The sequence below is a fragment of the Affinundibacterium nitidum genome (assembly GCF_014284155.1).
Taxonomy (GTDB): Bacteria; Pseudomonadota; Gammaproteobacteria; order Burkholderiales; family Burkholderiaceae_D; genus Undibacterium; species Undibacterium nitidum.
This window is the reverse complement of sequence record NZ_JACOFZ010000005.1, coordinates 202,803-224,366: the sequence shown is the minus strand read 5'-3', so window position 1 is coordinate 224,366 and position 21,564 is coordinate 202,803. Positions and strand designations below refer to the sequence as shown.

Genomic DNA, 21,564 nt, shown 5'->3' with positions numbered 1-21,564 from the left:
TCACGCAGTGTACGATGCTGAGATCGCAACAATTGCTGATAGATTTACTTGTAGATAGATTCTGGATCTTTGAGGACAGGATCAACGCTCTGCCATTCACCTTCGTCAAGCGTACCTTCAAATTTCTGGAAAAAGCACGAATGACGGCCCGTATGACAAGCAATGCCATCAACTTGTTCAATTTTGAGCAAAATAACATCCTCGTCGCAATCGAGGCGGATCTCTTTTACTTTTTGGATGTGGCCGGATTCTTCGCCCTTGTGCCATAGCTTCTTGCGTGAGCGGCTCCAATACACTGCTTCGCCGAGTTCAACCGTGCGGCTCAAGGCTTCACGATTCATCCACGCAAACATCAAAACTTCATTACTACTCGCTTCTTGGGCAATCACCGGCACCAAGCCAGAGTCGTCCCACTTCACTTTATTCAACCAACGAAAACTCATGCTAGCCTCATTGGAATGTGTTGTGCTGCCATAAATTGCTTTGCTTCCTGTACGGTATGTTGACCAAAATGAAAAATCGAGGCGGCCAATACAGCATCGGCACCGCCTAATTTGATGCCATCAGCAAGATCTTGCAAACCACCAACACCACCGGAAGCGATTACTGGAATTTCAATTGCGTCTGATACAGCACGAGTTAAGCCCAAATCAAAACCTGAACGGGTGCCATCTTTGTCCATACTGGTGAGGAGAATTTCCCCCGCACCGAACTTCGCCATTTTTTGCGCCCAGTCAACGGCATCAAGGCCAGTCGCATTGCGGCCGCCATGGGTGTAGACCTCCCACTTACCAGGCGCAACCGCTTTCGCATCTATCGCCACCACGATACATTGTGAGCCGTATTTATGCGCAGCGTCGGCGACTAATTGCGGATTCGTGACTGCTGAGGTATTGATGCCAACCTTGTCAGCACCAGCATTCAACAATCGGCGTACATCAGCGACCGCGCGCACACCACCACCGACAGTTAAGGGGATGAATACTTGCGAAGCGACGGCTTCAATCATCGGCAGGATCAAATCACGATCGTCAGACGAGGCTGTGATATCGAGAAAGGTAATTTCATCTGCGCCTTGTTGGTCGTAGCGCCGCGCGATTTCAACTGGGTCTCCAGCATCGCGTAATTCGAGGAAGTTAACGCCTTTAACCACTCGCCCAGCGTTCACATCTAGGCAAGGGATGATACGTTTTGCGAGTGTCATTCTTCGTCTTCTTCGTAAACCAGATCACCGCTTAATTCGTCTGCACGTTCTTGTGCGGAGAACAAATCGAGCGTACCTTCATAAATAGAACGTCCGCAAATCACGCCTTCAACGCCTTCGTCTTGCACATCGCACAAAGCTTCGACGTCGCTCAAAGTATGCACGCCGCCTGAGGCAATGACTGGCACACTGACCGCTTGTGCCAATTTGACGGTTGCGTCGATATTGACACCACCCATCATGCCATCGCGGCCGATATCGGTATAGATGATCGCTTCGATGCCATAACCCTCAAACTTCTGGGCGAGGTCAATTACGTCATGACCAGACATTTTGCTCCAACCATCGGTCGCCACTTTACCGTCTTTAGCATCGATACCAACAATAATTTGGCCAGGGAAAGCGCTGCAGGCGTCGGCCAAGAAGCCAGGGCTTTTCACCGCGGCAGTACCGATAATGATGTAAGAAATACCTGCATTGAGGTAACGCTCAATCGTATCGAGATCGCGAATACCGCCACCCAATTGCACTGGTACTTCTTCTGTATCAGTCTCTTCGGCATATTCACGTACCGTTTTAATGATCGCTTTAATCGCTGCTTCATTCTTTGGTTTGCCAGCGAAGGCGCCATTCAAATCGACCAGATGCAGGCGGCGCGCGCCTTGCTCTAACCAATGGCGAGCCATATCCGCAGGTTCTTCAGAAAATACAGTGGCTTGATCCATATCGCCTTGTTTGAGGCGTACGCAGTGACCATCTTTCAGGTCGATAGCAGGAATGAGCAGCATAATAAATGGTTGTGATGATTAAAAATAAAAACTAAAGATGCAAACACCAACACTGTCTTCGTGGTCAAAAAGGGCTTAGCCCTTCAACACCACACCAAAACGATAGACTAAACCGTTTTAGGGTTTCCAGTGTACAAAATTTTTGTACAGTTGCAATCCTGCACCTGCACTTTTCTCTGGATGAAATTGCGTAGCAAAAATATTATCGCGCGCAACCGCTGAAGCAAATACTTGGCCGTAGTCTGTGGTGCCAACGACATGTGCCGACTGCGCTGCTTGCACGTAATAACTATGGACGAAATAGAAATAGGCTTGATCTGGAATATCGGCCCACAAAGCATGCTCCCGACTTTGGCTGACGCGATTCCAACCCATCTGTGGCACTTTGAAGCGAGAACCGTCTTCTTGGAAGCGACCGCTCAAATCGAAACGTACGACTTTTCCCGGCATTAAACCGAGGCAAGGTGTGTCGCCTTCAGCGCTAACATCAAATAACATTTGCTCGCCCACGCACACGCCAAACATTGGCTTATTACGAGCAGCTTCGAGCACAGCCTCCTTTAAACCAGAAGCGTTCAAGCAGCCCATACAATCTGGCATCGCGCCCTGCCCTGGCAATACTAAGCGGTCAGCGCTGCGAATATCCGCAATTTCGCCTGAGATTAAGACTTGCGCTTCAGGCGCGACGGCGCGCAGGGCTTGCGCAACAGAGCGCACGTTCCCCATGCCGTAATCCACGACAACAATTTTATTCATGATATTGAGAAGTAGGCATAATCAAGTAACAGCGGCAGCGTTCACTGCCGAGAATGATTCTTATAAGCTACCCTTAGTTGATGGAATAGTACCGAGTGCACGCTCATCGAGCTCTGTGGCCATACGCAAAGCACGGCCAAAGGCTTTGAAAATCGTTTCACATTGGTGATGCGCATTTTCGCCACGCAAATTATCGATGTGCAAGCTGACCAAGGCATGATTCACAAAACCTTGGAAAAATTCATGCGTGAGATCGACATCAAAACTACCGATCATCGCGCGTTTGAAATCCACGAAATACTCTAGCCCTGGACGACCGGAGAAATCGATCACCACACGAGATAGCGCTTCGTCGAGAGGCACATAAGCATGGCCATAACGACGAATACCTTTCTTGTCGCCTATCGCTTGCGCGAAAGCTTGGCCCAAAGTGATGCCGACATCTTCCACCGTATGATGCGCATCGATATGCAAGTCGCCGTGAGCTTCGATGTCCAAATCAATCAAACCGTGACGTGCGATTTGATCCAACATATGATCAAGAAATGGCACGCCAGTATTGAGTTTTTGTTGGCCAGTGCCATCGAGATTGATGGCAACACGGATTTGAGTTTCGTTGGTATTACGAGTGACTTGCGCTTTGCGTTGAGCGGACATGATTGTCAAAAAAAGCTATTTAGATGCTGGTTTAAAAAACTAAAAAAATACTACGGCAAAGACTAGACTTTGAAAACAAAAGGAGATTTCGACAAGTTTATTCGAGTATCTGCTGCAAGGCTTTCAAGAGTACCGTATTTTCTTCAGCCGTGCTGACGGTAATCCGTAAACAGCTATGCAGAAGATCGTGCATTTTACCCACATTTTTCACTAAAATTTTCCGTTCGACCAATTTTGTGAAGACTTGATCTGCAAATGAAGGGCTTTGACCAGCTTTTCCCTCTGAATCTGTGAATTTAACGAGCAGAAAATTCGCTGAGGACGGATAGACTGTCACACCTCGCAATGCAGCAAGTTGAATAGACAACTGTTGGCGTTGCGCCCGTAAATCGGCCGCTTGCTGCTCAAACACCTCGGCATTTTCCAATAAACATAAGACAGCTGCTTCGGTTAATACGTTCACATTGTAAGGAGGACGGACCTTATCAAACTCTTGCAGTAACTCGGACGCCGCCGACATGTACCCCAAACGCACACCCGCCAAACCTAATTTCGACACGGTGCGCATCACCACCAAATTCGGAAATTCAGGCAAACGCGACATAAAAGTACGTTGTGCAAAAGGCTGATAGGCTTCATCGACCACCACGATACCGCTATCCCCGACCGCGCGAATAATTTCTTCCATCTCGGCCTCATCAAACAAAGTACCAGTGGGATTATTCGGATAGGCCAAGTAAGTGATGGCTGGGCGATGCTCCCGTATCGCAGCCAACATTGCTGGAGTATCTAAAGTGAGATCTGCATTCAAGGGTATGCCAACAAATTCTAAGCCTGAAAGCTTAGCGGACATAGCATACATAACAAAGCCCGGAATTGGCGCTAATACTTTCGCGCCTGGTCGCGCACAAGCAATACTCAGAATAGCAATCAATTCATCCGAACCATTACCTAATACCACATCGTATTCTGCAGGCACACCGAAATGTTGACTGAGTGCTGTTTTCAGACCAGCATAACTTGGCACTGGATAACGATTCAAGTCGACTTGCGCCATGCGCTGAGCCAACTTTTGCTGAATTTCTGCAGGTAAACGATATGGATTCTCCATCGCATCGAGTTTGAGAAAGCCAGAAGCATCAGGCACGTGATAAGCAGAAAGAGCCTGCACATCGTCGCGAATAATTCCTCGAATTAAAGTCTGAACTGTTGAGTTGGTTGAAGTCATTTCGGTTCTATCTATTCTTAATCGGGCTGAGGGACATCGATCACAATTTAATCACCGAGCGTCGCCACCATTTTTTTGCTACGTGTTGAACGCGTCTTTGATACCGTCGTTTTCGATAGCGTGGCCTTAGCTGAGGTCGTTTTAGCGGCTTTCGTTGATTTCTTACGAGTTGATGTCGTCTTTGCGGTGGGCTTGTTTTTAGGTTTAGTGCGCACCGGTTCAGTCGGTTGATTATTCAGAGTCTGTAACTCTGCCTCCGCCGATTGCAAACGCGCGTCGATAATCGCGCAATAGTCAGGATTTAATTCGAAGCCGACAAACTGTCGACCACACCGTTTTGCAGCAACAGCTGTCGTGCCGCTACCCATAAACGGGTCAAGGATAATGCCACCTTCAGGGCAGGAAGCCATTACCATACGCTCGATGATCTCAAGCGGTTTTTGCGTCGGATGCTCAACACGTTCGGGGTTTTCTTTATGGATGCGAGACACGCTCCATAAATCTTTGGGGTTATAGCCCAATTCCAGCCACTTGGCGCCAACAAAGATGGAACGCGAACGTGCTTTCTTAGTTTCTGCATCATACGGAATACGTACCGAGTCGAGATCAAAATAATAATTCTTCGACTTCACAAACAAACCAATGGTGTCATGCACCGAAGTGAAACTACGTGTACTACCGCCCATCGACGGCACTCGCCTATCCCAAATGATTTCGTTTATCATCGTCATGCGTTGTTTGAGCATGACAAAGATCTCTGGCGAATAACGCCAAGTCAGAAAAATATAGAATGACCCAGTGGGCTTCAGCTTTGGTAAGGCGGCGTCAATCCAACGCTCTGTCCAGGCCAAGTACTCAGCCGATTCCTGCTTATCTGAATTGTTACCGTAATCTTTTCCTAGGCCATAAGGCGGGTCGGTCAAAATCAAATCAATACTGCCATCGGGTATGCGTTGCAAACCCGTGATGGCATCTTCGTTAAAGATTTGATTGATGAAACTACTCATACGCTCGATCAGCTATAAACATGACAAAACAAATGGTGGTTTTACACGCCATTATTTCAAACGCAGTTCAGCGCTACGCGCATGTGCTGGCAAACCTTCACCATAAGCTAATTCAGCGGCAATTTTTCCTAAGCTCTGCGCGCCTTGCTCGCTGACTTGTATCATCGACGAACGCTTTTGAAAGTCGTACACCCCGAGCGGTGAAGAGAAGCGCGCTGTACGAGAAGTTGGCAAAACGTGATTAGGACCAGCACAATAATCGCCGAGAGATTCGGAAGAATACCGACCTAGGAACATTGCACCTGCATGACGAATTTGATCAGCCCATTGTTGCGGTTCTTCAGCAGAGATTTCTAAATGTTCCGCTGCAATATCGTTCGCGATATCGCAGGCTTCTTGCATATCACGCACCAGAATCAAGGCACCACGATCACGCAAGGAAGTGCGAATAATTTCGGCACGTGGCATGGTCGTAATCAATTTATCGATACTGGCATGCACTTGATCCAAGTACTCTGCATTCGGGCATAACAGAATGGACTGTGCCAATTCATCGTGCTCTGCTTGGGAGAACAAATCCATCGCTACCCAATCAGGATCGGTCGTGCCGTCACACAACACGAGAATCTCTGATGGCCCCGCAATCATATCGATACCAACAGTACCAAACACGCGACGCTTTGCATTAGCAACATAGGCATTGCCTGGGCCAACAATTTTATCGACTTGGGGAATACTTTCAGTACCATAAGCGAGCGCGCCAACGGCTTGCGCACCGCCGATTGTAAACACACGATCAACACCCGCAATCGCGGCCGCGGCCAAAACAAGAGGATTACGTACGCCATCGGGTGTAGGCACCACCATAATGATTTCTTGTACGCCAGCGACTTTGGCAGGAATGGCATTCATCAATACCGAAGAAGGATATGCCGCTTTACCGCCAGGCACATAAATGCCGACGCGATCTAACGGCGTCACTTTTTGCCCGAGTACTGTGCCATCTGCTTCGGTATAGCTAAATCCTGCTGAGCCACACTCCCGTTTTTGTACTTCGTGATAAGCACGCACTCGCGCTGCTGCCGCTTCTAAGGCCTGACGACGTTCTGCCGGCAATGAGGCCAAAGCAGCTTGCAATTCAGATGTTGGAATTTCTAAGGCACTTACTGCATCGACGCCAAGTCGGTCAAACTTCTGCGTATATTCCAAGACTGCTGCATCACCGCGCGTTTTTACGGCCTGCAAAATCTGCACCACGCTCTGATCAATCGCTGCATCTTCACTGGCTTCAAACGCCAGCAATTGGCGTAAGGTCTGAGGGAAACCATCGTCGCTAGAACTCAAACGCTTAATATCGGTTGCGAAGCTCATGCCTTGCCCTCCGACGCGCGTTCGAATGCCTCCAAAATTGGCTGTAAGCGTTCACGTTTCAATTTCAAGGCCGCTTGATTCACGACCAAACGTGAAGAGATGTCCATGATCTCTTCGACTTCGACCAAATTATTCGCACGCAAAGTATTGCCTGTACTGACTAAGTCAACGATGACATCCGACAAGCCAACCAGTGGAGCCAATTCCATGGAACCGTACAATTTGATTAAATCGATATGCACGCCTTTGCTAGCGAAATGTTGGCGTGCTGTTTCTGTATATTTAGTCGCCACGCGCAAACGTGCGCCTTGACGTACTGCAGTGGCATAGTCAAAACCGACGGAGACCGCAACCGACATACGACATTTGGCGATACCTAAATCGATAGGTTGGTACAAACCTGCGCCGCCATGTTCGAACAGTACATCTTTACCGGCAACACCGAAATCGGCCGCGCCATATTGCACATATGTGGGTACGTCCGAAGCGCGCACGATAATCACGCGCACATCTGGATCATTGGTCGCCAAAATCAATTTACGTGATTTTTCTGGGTCTTCAGTTACACGGATGCCAGCCGCTTCCAACAGCGGCAAGGTTTCTTCGAAGATGCGCCCTTTGGAAAGGGCTAATGTCAGTTGCTGAGAACTCATATCGATCTTTTTTGCTCTTCCATTTTACTAACTTTAAGAAGCTCCTAAGAACTCAATTATAGGGGTGGAGTGCTAGGCGCTTCCCGCAACAATACGCCAGTATTGTGAGGACAAGCAACAACGCAATGCACCCTAGAATTGAGTTTGTAGGGGTTTCTTATTTAACGCGTTGAATTTGTGCACCTACTGCTGACAGCTTCACTTCCATGCGGTCGTATCCACGGTCGAGGTGATAAATACGATCAATCAAGGTTTCGCCTTGCGCAGCCAGGGCTGCAATCACCAAGGAAGCGGAAGCACGCAAGTCGGTCGCCATAACTGGTGCGCCAACGAGTTTTTCGACGCCGTTCACGATCGCGGTATGACCATCAATCTCGATATGTGCGCCGAGACGATTCATTTCTTGTACATGCATGAAACGATTTTCGAAAATCGTTTCTGTCACGCGGGCCGTGCCATTGGCTAGGCAATCTAACGCCATAAACTGCGCTTGCATGTCGGTAGGAAAACCTGGGTACTCGGTCGTACGGAAACTCACTGCTTTTGGACGTCCACTCATTTGCGCACGAATCCAGTCAGGGCCTGTCGTGATAATCACGCCTGCTTCGCGCAATTTATCCAAGGCTACATCCAATATATCACTGCGAGTGTTGCGAACAGTAATATCGCCACCAGTCGCCGCAACAGCGCACAAGAAAGTCGCTGTCTCAATACGATCGGCGATCACGGTATGGCTCGCACCGTGCAATGATTCAACACCTTGAATGACCAAGCGATCAGTACCGATGCCAGTAATTTTTGCTCCCATCGCCACCAATAAATTGGCGAGATCGGTTACTTCAGGTTCACGTGCGGCGTTTTCGAGCACAGTTTCACCATCAGCTAAGGTCGCAGCCATCAAGAGATTTTCGGTTCCCGTAACGGTGATCATATCGGTAACAATACGAGCGCCACGTAAACGCTTTGCTTTGGCATGAATATAACCAGCTTCGATTGTGATTTCAGCACCCATGGCCTGCAGGCCTTTGATATGCTGATCCACTGGACGTGAGCCAATCGCACAGCCACCTGGCAGAGACACTTTCGCTTCACCGAAACGTGCCAGCAACGGACCCAATACCAAAATCGACGCACGCATGGTTTTCACCAAGTCGTACGGCGCTTCGAGTTTATCGATATTGGCACCATTCAAAGTTACCACACCATTCTCTTCAGTGACTTGCAAGCCCATCTGCTTCAACAATTTAAGCATAGTGGCAACGTCTTGCAGCGCTGGCACATTCTGCAAAGCGACATCACCTGCCGTCAGCAGGCCTGCACATAAAATCGGCAAAGCTGCATTTTTTGCACCAGAGATTGCGATATCGCCATTGAGGCGATTGCCGCCTGTGATCAGTAATTTATCCATGCTTATTTAAATTCTTCAGGAGTTAAAGTTTTCATCGATAAGGCGTGAATTTCTTCACGCATGCGATCGCCAAGCGCGGCGTAAACCAGTTGGTGACGCTGAATCAGGCGTTTGCCGGCGAAGGCTTCGGATACGATCACTGCCGTAAAATGTTGGCCATCGCCCTCCACCTCAAGGTGAGTGCATTCCAAGCCAGCGGCGATATAGTTTTTTACTTGTTCAGGTGTTGGTAACACGATACTTACTTTCAAAAGATCGACTCTTTGCATCAATTTGGAGTCTATTTTATTCACATTATTCAGATGAGGTTGAAGCTTGTTCTTTACGAAGACTCAATGTCTCAATTTATATCCACTACGGAGCATATACAGTGCCAAGCTCGCCAGTGCCAACAGAAAACCCGTGACAAAGATTAAGCTATGCATAGGTGACGCATCAGACTGCCCCGAAAACCCATAACGGAATCCATCAATCATATAGAAAAATGGATTCAAACTCGAAATAGTTTTCCAGATTGGCGGCAAAGATTCGATCGAGTAAAACACTCCAGACAGAAAGGTCAGAGGTACGATCACAAAATTTTGGAACGCCGCCAATTGATCAAATTTCTCTGCCCAAATACCTGCGATCAAACCCATGGTACCGAGTACGGCTGCGCCCAAAAAGGCAAACAGAACAATCCATAATGGTGATGCGAAACTCAAATGTGCAAACCAAGCTGTGACGACGAAAACGCCTAGACCAACTGCTACGCCACGCACGACAGCAGCCAACACATAAGCTGAAAACATTTCCCAGTGCGACAACGGTGGCAACATGATAAAGACGAGATTGCCCGTCACCTTGGATTGGATCAAAGAAGACGAGGCATTGGCAAACGCATTTTGCAACACACTCATCATCACCAAGCCAGGAATCAAGAACGCCATGTAGCTTACGCCATGAACCTTGACGTGACCATCAAGCGCTTGGCCAAAAATCAACAGGTACATCATGGCAGTCATGATAGGCGCTGTAATCGTTTGTGTTGCGACTTTCCAAAAACGAAGCACCTCTTTGTAGAATAAGGTTTGGAAGCCTATCATTGCACTTCTCCTTTATCGCTACCCATAATCTGTAAGAACACATCTTCCAGATCGGCCTGCTGAATTTGCAAATCTTCTAGAATACAGCCAGAAGTACGCAAGCTCGCCAAGATAGGTTCGATTTCATCGTGATGCGTCACGCGCAATACATATTGACGTTGCGCTGCGTTGGTCTCTGCCGCAATCAAGAGATGTTGCAAACCTGCGGGCAGTTCACCTTTTGCCAATTGCACTTTGATTTGCGAACCAGAAATTCGTTTGATGAGCGCCGACATGCTGTCAAGTGCAACTACCTTACCAGCCTTCAACATCGCGACACGATTGCACAATGCCTGTGCTTCTTCAAGGTAATGCGTAGTGAGGACGATAGTGTGTCCTTCGCGGTTCAAACGTGAAATAAACTTCCACAAAGTTTGGCGCAATTCCACATCGACACCAGCGGTCGGTTCATCGAGCACGATCACAGGTGGTTTGTGCACCAGTGCCTGCGCCACCAAGACACGTCGCTTCATGCCACCCGATAAAGCGCGCATATTGGCATCGGCTTTATTCGTAAGATCTAAGTTCTCCATGATCTCTTCGATCCAAGCATCATTATTCTTGATACCAAAATAGCCAGACTGCAAACGCAAAGTTTCACGCACAGTAAAGAACGGGTCGAACACCAATTCTTGCGGCACCACACCCAAATTGCGGCGTGCATTGCGGTAGTCTTTAACGACGTCATGACCTTCGACCAACACCGTGCCGGAATCCGCACGATTCAATCCCGCAATGATCGAAATTAAGGAGGTCTTGCCCGCACCGTTAGGGCCCAGCAAACCAAAAAATTCGCCTTGCTCAATTTGTAGCGACACTCCACCCAAAGCTTGCAAGCGTTTGCCCGCAGACTGATAGGATTTTTCTACATTGGTAATTTGTATTGCAGCCATATGGCGTTACACACCGATTGCGCACCGAAGTGCTGGTAGTTTCAAAGGGGGAATCGATCTATTCTTCGATTCAAATGCTCTCGAGAGCTTATCAAACAGCAATTTGCACGACATTTGTCGCGAAAACTCTCGATTATAGGGGATTTTGCCGCCACTTAGGCAGAGACGCAGGACTTTTTACAAGCAGCAGAAAAGCCTAGCACTCTAAGGGCAATTGTATAGACAGGTTCAATGTCGCTCAGCGGAGCTAATCGGAACCATGTGGAAGAAATCTTGCAAGCCGTACAAAGCGATCAAACTTTGCAAACTAGCAGGTACACCAGTGAAGCTCAAAGCACGCTGTTGTGCTTGTGCATGACGTTGCCATGAAAGCATGACCGCTACTGCGGATGAATCGACATTCTGCAACGACGAGAGGTCGATCTCGCGACTGCCGGCTTCAATAGCACGTAGCCCTGCCTGTGACACTGTCACCGCATTGCTCAAATTCAGTTCTTGTTCAGTCAAGACCATTCCGTGCTCCAAAACTTTTAAGAAACTTGCGCAAAGCTTCGCGCAAGTTCTATCTCATTTCAAATTAGCAAAATCAAAGCGTAATTTTTACTTCTTCGCGCTAGCCAATTTCTTATTTTTTTCCGTCAATGTTTTAATCAAGCCGTCGACGCCAGATTTGCTAATTTCAGCAGCAAAGCTACCTTTGTAAGTTTCTACCAGCCACGCGCCCAACACATTGATATCGAAAATTTTCCAACCGCTAGCTGTTTTTTCCAAGCGGTAGTTCAATTGCAAAGGTTCACCGCGAGACTGAATCACCAAGCTCTTAACTTCGACTTCAGTGTCATCCGCAGCTGCGCGGAAAGGCTTGAACTCAACGCGTTGATCACGGATTTGTGTGATCGCACCGGAGTAAGTATGGATCAACAAAGTACGGAATTCGTTAATCAATTGCTTTTGCTGTTCCGGCGTGGAATCACGCCAGCTTTTACCAACGGCCAAGGCTGTCATGCGATTAAAGTCGATATAAGGCAATACTTTAGTTTCGACCAATTCGTCGATACGCTTACGGTTACCGTTCTGAATATCTTTGTCTGTCTTTGCAGCATCGATAATTTCTGTGCTCAAACGTTTAACCAATTGGTCAGGCGCTTCATCTGCCGCTTTCGCAGAAACTGCTGCAAAAGTTAAACCCAAACCTAAACACAAACTCACAAATATTTGACTTAATTTTTTCATTGTCTTCTTTCTCAAATTAGGAAAAGATGCGGACTATTTTAAACACCGCTAAAACATTCTTTTCACTCTTCTATAAACAATCTGATGATCACTTTGGTTGACCTTGGATGAGAAACTCAATCCATCATCAATCGCAAACGCGATTACTCTTGATCGTCTTTATGGATTTGACTTTCACGTCTTTGCAAATACGCACCACGAATAAACACATATTTATCTAACGCTGCCTCCTCAATCAGATTCACTGCATCGAGTGCGGCCGCGCGCTTATCAACGATTCTTAAGACCGAGGTCGTATTCCTAAATGCAACGGAGCCTCTGGAATACAATAGGTCCCCCTTAAAATCAATTGGGGTAGCAACAGTGTCCCTTAGCGTCGACGGGCCTAATATTGGCAGCACCACATATGGCCCTGCCGGCACCCCCCAAACACCAAGAGTTTGCCCAAAGTCCGCTTGATGCTTAGGCATACCGCCCGCAGTCGCAACGTCAATTAAGCCACCAATACCGACGGTGGTATTAATCGCGAATCGCATGAAATCATTTGCCCCATCGGCAAAGTTCCCTTGTAACACGTTATTAACCGCTGTCCATACGTCACCTGCGTTACTAAAGAAATTACCGACTGCCGTTTTGACGATGTTCGGTGTCACAGTTTGATACGCTTGTGCCACTGGTTTAATCACTGATGCATCTACGCTTTCATTAAATGAAAACATCGATCGATTAAAACCCTCAAGTGGATCATCTGGATTGTTACCAATGCCCGTGGTTTCACTCACTTTTTCCAAAGTCGCTAGCGCCTTAGTCTTGACCTTCGTCACCGTAGTACATGCACTCATACCAAGCGCTAATACGAAGATGATACTCAGGCGCAAACTTACGCCACGCAAACCTTTCAACATACTAAATGATGAAGTCCAGCTCATTTTTTCTCGTCCTTCCCTTCCGCAGCTTTACTGAACAAAAACTGACTAATCAGATTTTCCAGCACTACCGCAGACTGCGTCATCTTGATCCTGTCACCTGACGCCAAATTATTTACATCACCACCAGCTTCTAAGCCTATGTACTGTTCACCTAAAAGACCTGCGGTCAAGATCTTGGCAGAGGTATCTTTAGGGAAGCTGTAGCGTTTTTCCATTTTCAAAACGACCGTCGCTTGAAAGCTCTTATCATCAAATCGAATTTCACCAACGCGGCCAACAACTACACCCGCACTCTTGACCGCGGCGTTTGGCTTTAAGCCACCGATGTTGTCAAACTTGGTGATCACGTCGTAAGTTTTATCGAAGGAAAGACTGCTCATATTGCCAGCCTTCAATGCTAAAAATAGCAATGCCGCGGCACCTAACAAAACGAACAAACCTACCCAAACATCAATTGATTTCTTTTGCATACTTTACCTCTGCGCTCAGTCAACAATGGCAACGCGCCATTCACTAGCAAACAATCTAAATTACTGGAACATCCAAGCTGTTAATAGGAAGTCCAGCCACAAAACTAATAAGGACGAGATCACCACCGTGCGTGTTGTCGCACGAGATACGCCTTCTGGCGTTGGTGTTGCTTCATACCCTTGATACAGCGCGACGAAAGTCGCCGCGAATCCGAATACGATACTCTTGATAATGCCGTTGCCAAGATCTTTCCAGATGTCGACGCCAGCTTGCATTTGCGACCAGAAAGAACCACTATCAACACCAATCAAGACTACGCCAACCAAATAACCACCAATGATGCCCATGGCATTAAAAATCAGCGTCAAAATCGGCATAGCGATAATGCCGCCAATAAAACGCGGTGCGATCACACGTTGCAAGGGATTGACTGCCATCATTTCCATCGCAGCTAACTGCTCGCCTGCTTTCATCAAACCAATCTCTGCCGTCAATGAAGTACCAGCACGGCCAGCAAACAACAAAGCCGTGACAACTGGACCCAATTCACGCACCAAAGACAATGCGACTAATAAGCCAAGCGCTTCTTCCGAACCGTATTTATTTAAGGTGTAGTAACCTTGATAGCCCAGTACAAAACCGACGAACAAGCCCGAAATGGCAATGATCACCAGTGAGTAATTACCAATAAAGTGAACTTGATCTGCGATCAACTGCGGACGACGCCACAAGCCAGTTGCACTTAATACGATACTGACAAAACTACGCGCAGCATGGCCAACATCTTCGACCGTTTCACGAGTGGCTTGGCCAAGTCGACTTATAAGGTTCACGACGCCGCCGATCATAATTTATCTCCCGGCAAGGCATGTAAACCCATATCGTCAGCCAAAGATTTTCCAGGGTAATGGAAAGGCACTGGACCATCATGTTCCGCGTGCACAAACTGTTTGACGTAAGGGTCTGTCGACTCCAACATTTCTTTTGGCGTCCCTTGTGCCACAATTTTTCCCTGTGATAGGAAATACACGTAATCGGCGATCACAAAGGTTTCATGTACATCGTGCGATACCAAAATACTGGTGGAACCGAGCGCATTATTCAGATTGCGAATCAAAGTCGCGGTCACGCCCATCGAGATTGGATCAAGACCAGCAAATGGTTCGTCATACATGATCAGTTGCGGGTCTAATGCCACAGCGCGCGCCAATGCAACGCGACGTGCCATACCGCCTGAAATTTCAGAAGGTTTTAACTTTGCCGCATTACGCAAACCCACCGCGTTCAATTTCATCAGGACCAAGTCGTGCAACATCGCTTCGGGCAGATTGCTATGTTCGCGCAACGGAAAGGCGACGTTCTCAAACACGCTCAAATCAGTGAACAAGGCGCCATGCTGAAAAAGCATACCCATCTTGCGACGCAAAACATACAGCGCATCGGTGTTGAGCTCGTGTACGGTTTGCCCATCGACTGCCACATGCCCAAGTTGCGGTGTAATCTGTCCACCGATCAAGCGCAAAATTGTCGTTTTACCCGAGCCGGAGCCACCCATCACCGCGATCACTTTACCGCGTGGGAAATCCATATTGAGACCAGACAAAATAGTCCGACCACCATAGGAGAACTGCAAATCACGAATTTCGACTAAATTGGGCACGGCTGCAATTGGAAAAGTAAAGGTGAAATTGTAAACTAGATCGGGAAAACGAGTTGAGCGGCAATGCTAGCGAAAATGTAAGCAAATAATAAAATACCGAAAAAATCAAAATTAAACGAATTTAATTTTAAACAATGACATTTTCGCGAAATTAAATATTTTTGCACTGCAAAATATTTTAAAAATAAATGAACCTTGAGTCAGCAATTTCAATAAAAATTGAAATAAAGACACTAAAACTAAAGCCAAAACAGGGCGAAAATCGACTGTTTTTACCTGCAACACGAATCTATGTGAGCTCAGAGTCTTTGACTCTGCTTTAAGTTCACGTTTGGCCAGTGTGTATTGTAAAACGCGCTAGCGCAAGACTAGACATGTTTCCCAAAGGTATAACGAACCAGTACCAAAGCGAGCGTGAGACAGTACGATTTCCAAGCGCGAACTCTTGGTGAGGCTGACATCACTTCACCCACGTGCCGCTTTGCGAACCAATAGGCGACGAAAGCAGCAAAACATGGTGCCACAATCAAGTTAAGGAGTTGCAATACCGGATTCTTAATCCAAGGGTGCGGAAAGAAGTACAAACTCAGGGCAGCGATCCCACAACCAACCAAGGCGTATAGCAGACATTGCCAGAGGAGCGAGATATCGACATCGCGCCGGTTGGCCGGATCGACTCCCGCTACTGGCCAGTTGACGCCCACCTCAAGAATGATTTCTAACAAGAATTCAAAAAACACGAGCAGGAACTCTTCCATACCGCACCTAAAAATATATGTTTAAGATGGGGCGGATTCTACTAATAGGACGAGCTCGACAAACACGGTAGTGAACGCGAGAGATTACCGATGCCCAAGTAAATGCTAAGAATCAAAAAACTTAACTTTGATATCCACCCTTGACTAGGCGCTGTGATATCCACCAAAGATTGCCAAATGCATCGCGCACTCCGCCTTGCCGATCGCCATAAGGCATATCGGCAACCGTCATAATTAAAGTCGCCCCATAATTTAAGGCTCGAGCGACACTCTCGTCTGCATTTTCCACGTATAAATAGTATGACCCAGGCATGGCTGGGTACTCTTTCGATGCCTCACTGACCATTAAAGTGGACGTACCAATTGCTATTTGGGCATTGGCAATGCAACCGTCCTTCCTCAAAGTTCGATGAACCTCGAATCCATCCAAGCCACGCACCAAGAAATCCACAAATTGAATTGCATCGTTCACAAAAATATACGGCGTGACCGTATTGAACCCTGGAGGAATATACATAAATGTCCTTTCGTGAAAAGTGCGAGCACCTAGATTCCGGCGCCGGTATCGTCATACGCTAAGGGCAAGGTAAACCAGAAAGTAGTTCCCAAGCCCTCTTGAGTAGAGAATCCAATTTCCCCCCCCATAGCATGAACCAGTGCTTTGCTGATTTTCAAACCAAGACCCGTCCCGCCCTGCTGGCGCGTATTTCCATTATTGGCCTGCGCAAACGCATTAAATATTTCACTTTGAAAGTCTATTGGAATGCCTTGCCCGTAGTCTTCGATTTCGACCAAGGCAGCACTATTACTCCGGCTCACTCGGACGTCGACTTTGGGAGATCCATTCGAAAATTTCGCTGCATTCGACAAGATATTCGCCAGTACTTGAGCTAATCGAGCAGTATCCGCATGCACAGGCAGGCTCTCCAAACCGCTAGCAAACGCATATTGCACGTGATACTGACTTGCATAGCCCGCATTGTCAGCGACAGATTGTTTGACAGCGTTAACTAAATCGAGGTCGACCAATTGGATAGGCATCTTACCCGCCACTAATTTTTCCATGTCGAGCAAATCATTAATGAGTAAGATTAATCGCGAACTGTTTTTTTGCGCTAGGCCGACTAATTTTTTTGCCTCAGGCGGCAATTCTCCAAGTACACCATTTTCAACCAATTTTAGCGAACCATGAATCGAAGTGAGTGGTGTCCGCAGTTCATGACTAACGGTCGCTACAAATTCAGACTTCAAACGATCGAGTCGTCGACGCTCTGAAATGTCGCGAATGATGCCAATGAATATGGGCTCTCCATGGTCAGTCGTTTTAGATAGAGCTAAGTCGGCAGGGAATCTTTCTCCGTTGAGTCTACAAGCTTCGATCTCCATGCCAACCGCATTCAATTTGGAATGACTACGCTCGACAAATTCATAGAGAAAATCTGCTTTATTATTTACTGCAGCGGAAGGAATTAGTCGCTCAATATTTTGTCCCAAAAGCTCACGAGAATCGCCACCAAAAATTCGACTCACTGCAACATTACAAGATCGAATTGAGCCGTCACTATCGAGGACTAAAATACCATCAGCTAAATTATCAAGAATCGTTTGATTTTGCGCCATGCGATCAGAAAGATTTTGCTCATGTGATCGTATGGTGATCGAAAGACGATTAAGTGCAGTCGACAACTCATATATTTCTTTGGTCCCAGCGTAAACGGGTATCTGTCTACTCGCCTTCACCGCCGACAAACTCGCGAACGCTGTAATGTTGGCGAGCGCTTGCATCGGCGCCCGTAACAACAAGTACAGCAGAAGTAGTACCGCAGAGGTCAGCACCAGAGCAAACATAAGTGAGTAAGCCCATCGGCTCATAATGGCACTGTTTACTTCTTCGATACTGTAACGCAAACGCAAGGCGCCGATCTGAGTCCCTGCTTCGATTGGTAGCCAAATTTCGTACTGTTCCTGCAATTGAATGAGCCCAAAAAGCATAGGGCGGACAGAGCCAGTTTCCGCATTCATACTTTGTACTTCACCCATTCGCGTCGGCATCACGGGAGTCATATCATATGACGCCATGATCTTTCCATCGCGTTTAATGACACTGGTCACAGGGCGATGACTCACGTCAGCAATCAGTATCGATTGAATGTAAGGTAGCCGTGCATTGGTTCGCAGCAAATCTTCGAGGCCAGCCACATCTCGATTAATCAAGAGACCGGTCGAAATGCTAGAAATACTTTTACCGAGGTAAAGCACTTGCTCATCAGCGACTTCCCTTGAGCGCTTAATCGATGCGTAAGTGAATACGCTTCCGGCAATAAGTGATGACAGCGCAACGGCAACGCCAACCAAAAACATCAGCTGCGACACCATGCGATAAGGTAAAACACGGCGTAAATGAATGGCATCAAAGAGCGCGCGCATACCTTACTCCTTTTCGAGAATCACAAACTTCTCGATCTTCAATTTCTCTAACGGCAAGTAGTCGCGTGCATAATCTGCTGCGACCGGTTGCGGTATTCGAATGTCAGCGAGCATTCGTTGTCCCTCGCTGTCTTTTGACAAATGAAGAAATGCATCCGTGACAGCTTTGACGACTTCCGCTGGTACCCGTGGATGAGCAACCAGTGGGTGTGAGGCAGACTCTGGGGTTTGATACAAAACACGTAGTTGCGACCTAACTTCTGGAGGTTCGTCATTAAAGGTTGTATTTACTCCGCCACCCGCGGCTACCGAGCCATTCAGAACACTACGATAGACGTTGCCATGGGTGGTCAAAAATTGTGATTGAAACGTGATGGGTTCGGCAGTCAATAAGGCACGCATATATAGAGACGCGCCAAACGCGTTTGGTGCAGGAAAGCCTATCGGTTTGCCATCGAGTTCTTTGATGTTTTTCACCGCACTATCATTGCGTACAACAAGAATCCCTTTGAGCGCTTTCGCATCTCGCAACACGGGGATATAAGACTGGGCGCGTTTTGCCATCACCGCATGATAAGGATTCATGAAGGCAAAATCAGGTTCTCCTGCGAGAACGGTGTTTTCAAATTGAGGTATAGTTTTAGCAAGCACCAATTGCAGAGGTATGCCAGATTCACGCGAAATGCGAGCGACTAGAGGCGCCCATTCTGTATGCAACTGCACCACATTGTATTGCGGCACGACGGAAATAGTGTAGGTCTTGGTTGCCGTAGCAGCCGGTTTCAGAGAACCCTGTGCGAGCACTTCACCCAGAGGTAGAGTAAAAAGTAGGCATACCGCCGTCATTACTCGCCGTAAGTTTGTACGCCGCATCTTGTCACTCCTTGTATCGGAAAACTCGTCGATGAAATGCCAACTTTACCTTTGAAAGCTGATCACATCATACAACTGAATTGCCGAGGAACAACACGTGGAGGCTCAAAACTCTGGAAACCGTGGTTTGACTGTTTGTTTTTCGTCTGCCAAGCAATATAAATCCAGCGAACATCGACGAAAATTAACAAGTAAGCAATCTCGTGCATCTAGGCTAGGCGCAACACATAGTTGATTGGCGCATGGTCTGCAAGAGCCTTGACCGGATTGAGAAGCACGTCCCAAGAAATCTGAAATGGCGAGCCTTTGAGCACACGCTCTTGCCCCACATGACGAAAGCCCAAACTTTCCATTGGCACTTTACAGACCAGATCATCTTCATCAACCACACGAAAAATAGGGCGCTGCCGCAATCGATTGACGAAGGCTTGATTTCCCACTCGGGGTGAACCAAAGGTATAACAGGTTGAATTGGGAATTTGAGCACAAGCCAAGGTCGCCAAGGCAGCACCTAAACTGTGTCCCGTCACCCACACAGTTGAGTTAATATCAGCGAGTACTGCCGCTATCGATGGCCAAACCGCATCGAACGCACGAGCAAATCCACGATGTACAAATTCAGTTCCCTGCCCCAAGGGCAAGCCGCCAAGCTCCATATCGGTTACAAAATCTCTCACATCTTGCTCAGTCCCCCTAAACACCAAAATGATTAAATCATGGCGCAAGGACTTTACCAGCATTGCCTGTGTGTGGGTCGCTTTGTCTTGAAAAAACGCAAGTTGTTGGAAGCCTGCATTTTCTAAAAACTGGGTTCGGCTAGGGCTAGGCACTTGATCAACTTCTTCTGCATCGTATCGATACACCAAGCGACTCAATTCGGCGCAACAAAGTGCGTTCCCCAAATGAAAGTCGGATGCCTGTATATCCAATTCAAGCATTGGTCGTCGTTGAAAAAAGTCCTGTGCTTGACCGGGATAAAGCAAATCACGCCATCCCTGAGTCATCCATAGTTGCACCATGTCGCCCTCCTGTTTTTATGAGCCATTTTAAGATTTCGATGCCTGTGCGACCAGGTTCAACTGAGCACTTACGAATTATTTATAACATCGAAAAAGCTGCCACCGTTCTGCACGCAAGTCTTAATGTTGAAAACACAAAACCTCATTTTGGACTATAAACTAAACAAGATCGATTGCGTTTCAAGCAAAACTCAGATTTGAACGGAAAACAGCAAACTACTCGCTTGTTGCAGTCGAATCTCATAAAATTCGATTTAATCGTAAGCCTTTCTCTTTTCATGCTCTGACCATTTCACCGGGTGCCTCCATGCCAAGCAATTTCACTCAGCATCGCTTTCTGTGTGCGGCTCTGCTTATGTTCGTCGGACTCGGCTTTACAGGGCAGGCAAGTGCCAATGATAGGCCTTTCCTCAAAGCCTTCACGAGCGAAGACGCTTACCCCTATAATTTCCAGTTCAAAAAACAGATCAAAGGATTGGTCTACGACATCGCGAAAACGCTCACGGGTCGAGCTGGCTACAGTTTACAAACGGAAGCGCAGCCATGGACACGAGCGTTACAAACAGCCAAAGAAACGCCAAATGTTTTGGTCTTTAGCGTCGCCCGCAACCCAGAACGAGAAGATGCTTACTATTGGATAGGTCCTGTTACCAGCAGCGAAGTTTGGTTATTCAAATTGAAGTCGCGCTCAGATGTACAAATCAACAGCATTGATGATGTCAAGAATTACGTCGTTGGCGATATCGCTAGTAGTTCGACGAGTGCCCTACTCGCCAAACACAAAGCCAAGATCGACCCAGCGCCAAGCAATGTGTCTAACTGCAGAAAACTGAAAGCGGGACGTGTCGATCTCGTTCCCTTTGATCCCAACGGAATAAAGATATTTCTACATACTTGCGGCCTAAAGCCTGAGGATATCGAAAGAGTTTTGCACTTACCGCGAGACACTTCGCTGTATATCGCCCTGAGCAAAAAGAGCGATAAAGCGCTGGTTGATCAGTTACAAACCGAGTTTCAAAACATGATCAAAGACAAGACCATACAGCGTACACACGAACAATGGAAGATCGACTACAAACCGGTTTCTCTCTGAGCTCAAGCATGA

At 47.3% G+C, this 21,564-nt stretch carries 25 protein-coding genes; 1 reads left to right on the top strand and 24 read right to left on the bottom strand.

Translation table 11 applies throughout. From position 1 onward, the window contains the following. Positions 1–44 precede the first annotated feature (44 nt). From hisI to H8K36_RS13910, 24 genes are all read right to left on the bottom strand, one after another. Complete coding sequence (hisI, locus tag H8K36_RS14025; RefSeq protein WP_186917114.1) at positions 45–443, bottom strand: phosphoribosyl-AMP cyclohydrolase; 399 nt, start codon at positions 441–443, stop codon at positions 45–47. Continuing rightward, on the bottom strand, positions 440–1,204 hold the full coding sequence (hisF, locus tag H8K36_RS14020) for an imidazole glycerol phosphate synthase subunit HisF (protein ID WP_186917113.1): 765 nt from the start codon (positions 1,202–1,204) through the stop codon (positions 440–442). Before hisF ends, hisI begins: the two co-directional genes overlap by 4 nt. Beyond that, a complete protein-coding gene (gene hisA, locus H8K36_RS14015) occupies positions 1,201–1,992 on the bottom strand; it encodes a 1-(5-phosphoribosyl)-5-[(5-phosphoribosylamino)methylideneamino]imidazole-4-carboxamide isomerase (RefSeq protein WP_186917112.1) in 792 nt (263 codons plus the stop codon). Before hisA ends, hisF begins: the two co-directional genes overlap by 4 nt. A 117-nt stretch (positions 1,993–2,109) precedes the next feature. Further along, positions 2,110–2,748 (bottom strand): imidazole glycerol phosphate synthase subunit HisH, encoded by a 639-nt coding sequence (gene hisH / locus H8K36_RS14010; RefSeq protein WP_186917111.1) that lies wholly within the window; start codon positions 2,746–2,748, stop codon positions 2,110–2,112. A gap of 60 nt (positions 2,749–2,808) precedes the next feature. Beyond that, positions 2,809–3,405 carry an imidazoleglycerol-phosphate dehydratase HisB gene (hisB, locus tag H8K36_RS14005; RefSeq protein WP_186917110.1) on the bottom strand — a complete coding sequence of 199 codons (597 nt, stop codon included), beginning with the start codon at positions 3,403–3,405 and terminating at the stop codon, positions 2,809–2,811. Between the two features lie 97 nt (positions 3,406–3,502). After that, positions 3,503–4,633 (bottom strand): histidinol-phosphate transaminase, encoded by a 1,131-nt coding sequence (gene hisC, locus H8K36_RS14000; RefSeq protein ID WP_186917109.1) that lies wholly within the window; start codon positions 4,631–4,633, stop codon positions 3,503–3,505. A gap of 47 nt (positions 4,634–4,680) precedes the next feature. Further along, the gene (locus H8K36_RS13995; protein ID WP_186917108.1) at positions 4,681–5,640 is read right to left on the bottom strand and encodes a DNA-methyltransferase; all 960 of its coding nucleotides are present in this window, start codon (positions 5,638–5,640) and stop codon (positions 4,681–4,683) included. 51 nt (positions 5,641–5,691) lie between these two features. Then, positions 5,692–7,011, bottom strand: a complete 1,320-nt coding sequence (hisD, locus tag H8K36_RS13990) for a histidinol dehydrogenase (RefSeq protein WP_186917107.1) — start codon at positions 7,009–7,011, stop codon at positions 5,692–5,694. Continuing rightward, positions 7,008–7,664 carry an ATP phosphoribosyltransferase gene (gene hisG / locus H8K36_RS13985; protein ID WP_186917106.1) on the bottom strand — a complete coding sequence of 219 codons (657 nt, stop codon included), beginning with the start codon at positions 7,662–7,664 and terminating at the stop codon, positions 7,008–7,010. The genes hisD and hisG overlap by 4 nt, the downstream gene beginning before the upstream one ends. Positions 7,665–7,821: 157 nt before the next feature. Next, complete coding sequence (gene murA / locus H8K36_RS13980) at positions 7,822–9,072, bottom strand: UDP-N-acetylglucosamine 1-carboxyvinyltransferase (protein ID WP_186917105.1); 1,251 nt, start codon at positions 9,070–9,072, stop codon at positions 7,822–7,824. Between the two features lie 2 nt (positions 9,073–9,074). Then, positions 9,075–9,308, bottom strand: a complete 234-nt coding sequence (locus H8K36_RS13975; protein WP_186917165.1) for a BolA family protein — start codon at positions 9,306–9,308, stop codon at positions 9,075–9,077. 96 nt (positions 9,309–9,404) lie between these two features. Continuing rightward, positions 9,405–10,157: an ABC transporter permease gene (locus H8K36_RS13970; RefSeq protein WP_186917104.1), complete on the bottom strand. Its 753-nt coding sequence runs from the start codon at positions 10,155–10,157 to the stop codon at positions 9,405–9,407. Then, positions 10,154–11,089 (bottom strand): ABC transporter ATP-binding protein, encoded by a 936-nt coding sequence (locus tag H8K36_RS13965; RefSeq protein WP_186917103.1) that lies wholly within the window; start codon positions 11,087–11,089, stop codon positions 10,154–10,156. The genes H8K36_RS13970 and H8K36_RS13965 overlap by 4 nt, the downstream gene beginning before the upstream one ends. Before the next feature lie 228 nt (positions 11,090–11,317). Next, on the bottom strand, positions 11,318–11,602 hold the full coding sequence (locus H8K36_RS13960; protein ID WP_186917102.1) for an STAS domain-containing protein: 285 nt from the start codon (positions 11,600–11,602) through the stop codon (positions 11,318–11,320). 87 nt (positions 11,603–11,689) lie between these two features. After that, positions 11,690–12,322: an MlaC/ttg2D family ABC transporter substrate-binding protein gene (locus H8K36_RS13955; protein ID WP_186917101.1), complete on the bottom strand. Its 633-nt coding sequence runs from the start codon at positions 12,320–12,322 to the stop codon at positions 11,690–11,692. A gap of 143 nt (positions 12,323–12,465) precedes the next feature. Next, positions 12,466–13,251, bottom strand: a complete 786-nt coding sequence (locus H8K36_RS13950) for an MlaA family lipoprotein (RefSeq protein WP_230404640.1) — start codon at positions 13,249–13,251, stop codon at positions 12,466–12,468. Next, entirely contained in the window at positions 13,248–13,721 is a 474-nt protein-coding gene (gene mlaD, locus H8K36_RS13945; protein WP_186917100.1) for an outer membrane lipid asymmetry maintenance protein MlaD, read from the bottom strand. Before mlaD ends, H8K36_RS13950 begins: the two co-directional genes overlap by 4 nt. A 60-nt stretch (positions 13,722–13,781) precedes the next feature. Next, positions 13,782–14,570, bottom strand: coding sequence for a lipid asymmetry maintenance ABC transporter permease subunit MlaE (mlaE, locus tag H8K36_RS13940; RefSeq protein WP_186917099.1), 789 nt, complete (start codon positions 14,568–14,570; stop codon positions 13,782–13,784). Beyond that, positions 14,567–15,382, bottom strand: coding sequence for an ABC transporter ATP-binding protein (locus H8K36_RS13935; protein ID WP_186917098.1), 816 nt, complete (start codon positions 15,380–15,382; stop codon positions 14,567–14,569). The genes mlaE and H8K36_RS13935 overlap by 4 nt, the downstream gene beginning before the upstream one ends. Before the next feature lie 368 nt (positions 15,383–15,750). Continuing rightward, positions 15,751–16,140, bottom strand: a complete 390-nt coding sequence (locus tag H8K36_RS13930) for a hypothetical protein (RefSeq protein ID WP_186917097.1) — start codon at positions 16,138–16,140, stop codon at positions 15,751–15,753. A 121-nt stretch (positions 16,141–16,261) separates the two neighbouring features. After that, complete coding sequence (locus H8K36_RS13925; RefSeq protein WP_186917096.1) at positions 16,262–16,657, bottom strand: VOC family protein; 396 nt, start codon at positions 16,655–16,657, stop codon at positions 16,262–16,264. Positions 16,658–16,686: 29 nt separating this feature from the next. Next, positions 16,687–18,567, bottom strand: coding sequence for an ATP-binding protein (locus H8K36_RS13920; protein WP_186917095.1), 1,881 nt, complete (start codon positions 18,565–18,567; stop codon positions 16,687–16,689). Positions 18,568–18,570: 3 nt separating this feature from the next. After that, the gene (locus tag H8K36_RS13915; protein ID WP_186917094.1) at positions 18,571–19,440 is read right to left on the bottom strand and encodes a phosphate/phosphite/phosphonate ABC transporter substrate-binding protein; all 870 of its coding nucleotides are present in this window, start codon (positions 19,438–19,440) and stop codon (positions 18,571–18,573) included. A 209-nt stretch (positions 19,441–19,649) separates the two neighbouring features. Then, positions 19,650–20,459 carry a lipase family protein gene (locus H8K36_RS13910; protein ID WP_186917093.1) on the bottom strand — a complete coding sequence of 270 codons (810 nt, stop codon included), beginning with the start codon at positions 20,457–20,459 and terminating at the stop codon, positions 19,650–19,652. A gap of 307 nt (positions 20,460–20,766) precedes the next feature. Between H8K36_RS13910 and H8K36_RS13905 the strand changes: the two genes are divergently transcribed. Further along, positions 20,767–21,552: a substrate-binding periplasmic protein gene (locus tag H8K36_RS13905; protein WP_186917092.1), complete on the top strand. Its 786-nt coding sequence runs from the start codon at positions 20,767–20,769 to the stop codon at positions 21,550–21,552. Positions 21,553–21,564 lie beyond the last annotated feature (12 nt).

Bases quoted from the DNA above. Each gene is read 5' to 3' on its own strand.
- hisI (WP_186917114.1), bottom strand. From the start codon at position 443: ATGAGTTTTCGTTGGTTGAATAAAGTGAAGTGGGACGACTCTGGCTTG.
- hisF (WP_186917113.1), bottom strand. From the start codon at position 1,204: ATGACACTCGCAAAACGTATCATCCCTTGCCTAGATGTGAACGCTGGG.
- hisA (WP_186917112.1), bottom strand. From the start codon at position 1,992: ATGCTGCTCATTCCTGCTATCGACCTGAAAGATGGTCACTGCGTACGC.
- hisH (WP_186917111.1), bottom strand. From the start codon at position 2,748: ATGAATAAAATTGTTGTCGTGGATTACGGCATGGGGAACGTGCGCTCT.
- hisB (WP_186917110.1), bottom strand. From the start codon at position 3,405: ATGTCCGCTCAACGCAAAGCGCAAGTCACTCGTAATACCAACGAAACT.
- hisC (WP_186917109.1), bottom strand. From the start codon at position 4,633: ATGACTTCAACCAACTCAACAGTTCAGACTTTAATTCGAGGAATTATT.
- H8K36_RS13995 (WP_186917108.1), bottom strand. From the start codon at position 5,640: ATGAGTAGTTTCATCAATCAAATCTTTAACGAAGATGCCATCACGGGT.
- hisD (WP_186917107.1), bottom strand. From the start codon at position 7,011: ATGAGCTTCGCAACCGATATTAAGCGTTTGAGTTCTAGCGACGATGGT.
- hisG (WP_186917106.1), bottom strand. From the start codon at position 7,664: ATGAGTTCTCAGCAACTGACATTAGCCCTTTCCAAAGGGCGCATCTTC.
- murA (WP_186917105.1), bottom strand. From the start codon at position 9,072: ATGGATAAATTACTGATCACAGGCGGCAATCGCCTCAATGGCGATATC.
- H8K36_RS13970 (WP_186917104.1), bottom strand. From the start codon at position 10,157: ATGATAGGCTTCCAAACCTTATTCTACAAAGAGGTGCTTCGTTTTTGG.
- H8K36_RS13965 (WP_186917103.1), bottom strand. From the start codon at position 11,089: ATGGCTGCAATACAAATTACCAATGTAGAAAAATCCTATCAGTCTGCG.
- H8K36_RS13960 (WP_186917102.1), bottom strand. From the start codon at position 11,602: ATGGTCTTGACTGAACAAGAACTGAATTTGAGCAATGCGGTGACAGTG.
- H8K36_RS13955 (WP_186917101.1), bottom strand. From the start codon at position 12,322: ATGAAAAAATTAAGTCAAATATTTGTGAGTTTGTGTTTAGGTTTGGGT.
- H8K36_RS13950 (WP_230404640.1), bottom strand. From the start codon at position 13,251: ATGAGCTGGACTTCATCATTTAGTATGTTGAAAGGTTTGCGTGGCGTA.
- mlaD (WP_186917100.1), bottom strand. From the start codon at position 13,721: ATGCAAAAGAAATCAATTGATGTTTGGGTAGGTTTGTTCGTTTTGTTA.
- mlaE (WP_186917099.1), bottom strand. From the start codon at position 14,570: ATGATCGGCGGCGTCGTGAACCTTATAAGTCGACTTGGCCAAGCCACT.
- H8K36_RS13930 (WP_186917097.1), bottom strand. From the start codon at position 16,140: ATGGAAGAGTTCCTGCTCGTGTTTTTTGAATTCTTGTTAGAAATCATT.
- H8K36_RS13925 (WP_186917096.1), bottom strand. From the start codon at position 16,657: ATGTATATTCCTCCAGGGTTCAATACGGTCACGCCGTATATTTTTGTG.
- H8K36_RS13920 (WP_186917095.1), bottom strand. From the start codon at position 18,567: ATGCGCGCGCTCTTTGATGCCATTCATTTACGCCGTGTTTTACCTTAT.
- H8K36_RS13915 (WP_186917094.1), bottom strand. From the start codon at position 19,440: ATGCGGCGTACAAACTTACGGCGAGTAATGACGGCGGTATGCCTACTT.
- H8K36_RS13910 (WP_186917093.1), bottom strand. From the start codon at position 20,459: ATGGTGCAACTATGGATGACTCAGGGATGGCGTGATTTGCTTTATCCC.
- H8K36_RS13905 (WP_186917092.1), top strand. From the start codon at position 20,767: ATGCCAAGCAATTTCACTCAGCATCGCTTTCTGTGTGCGGCTCTGCTT.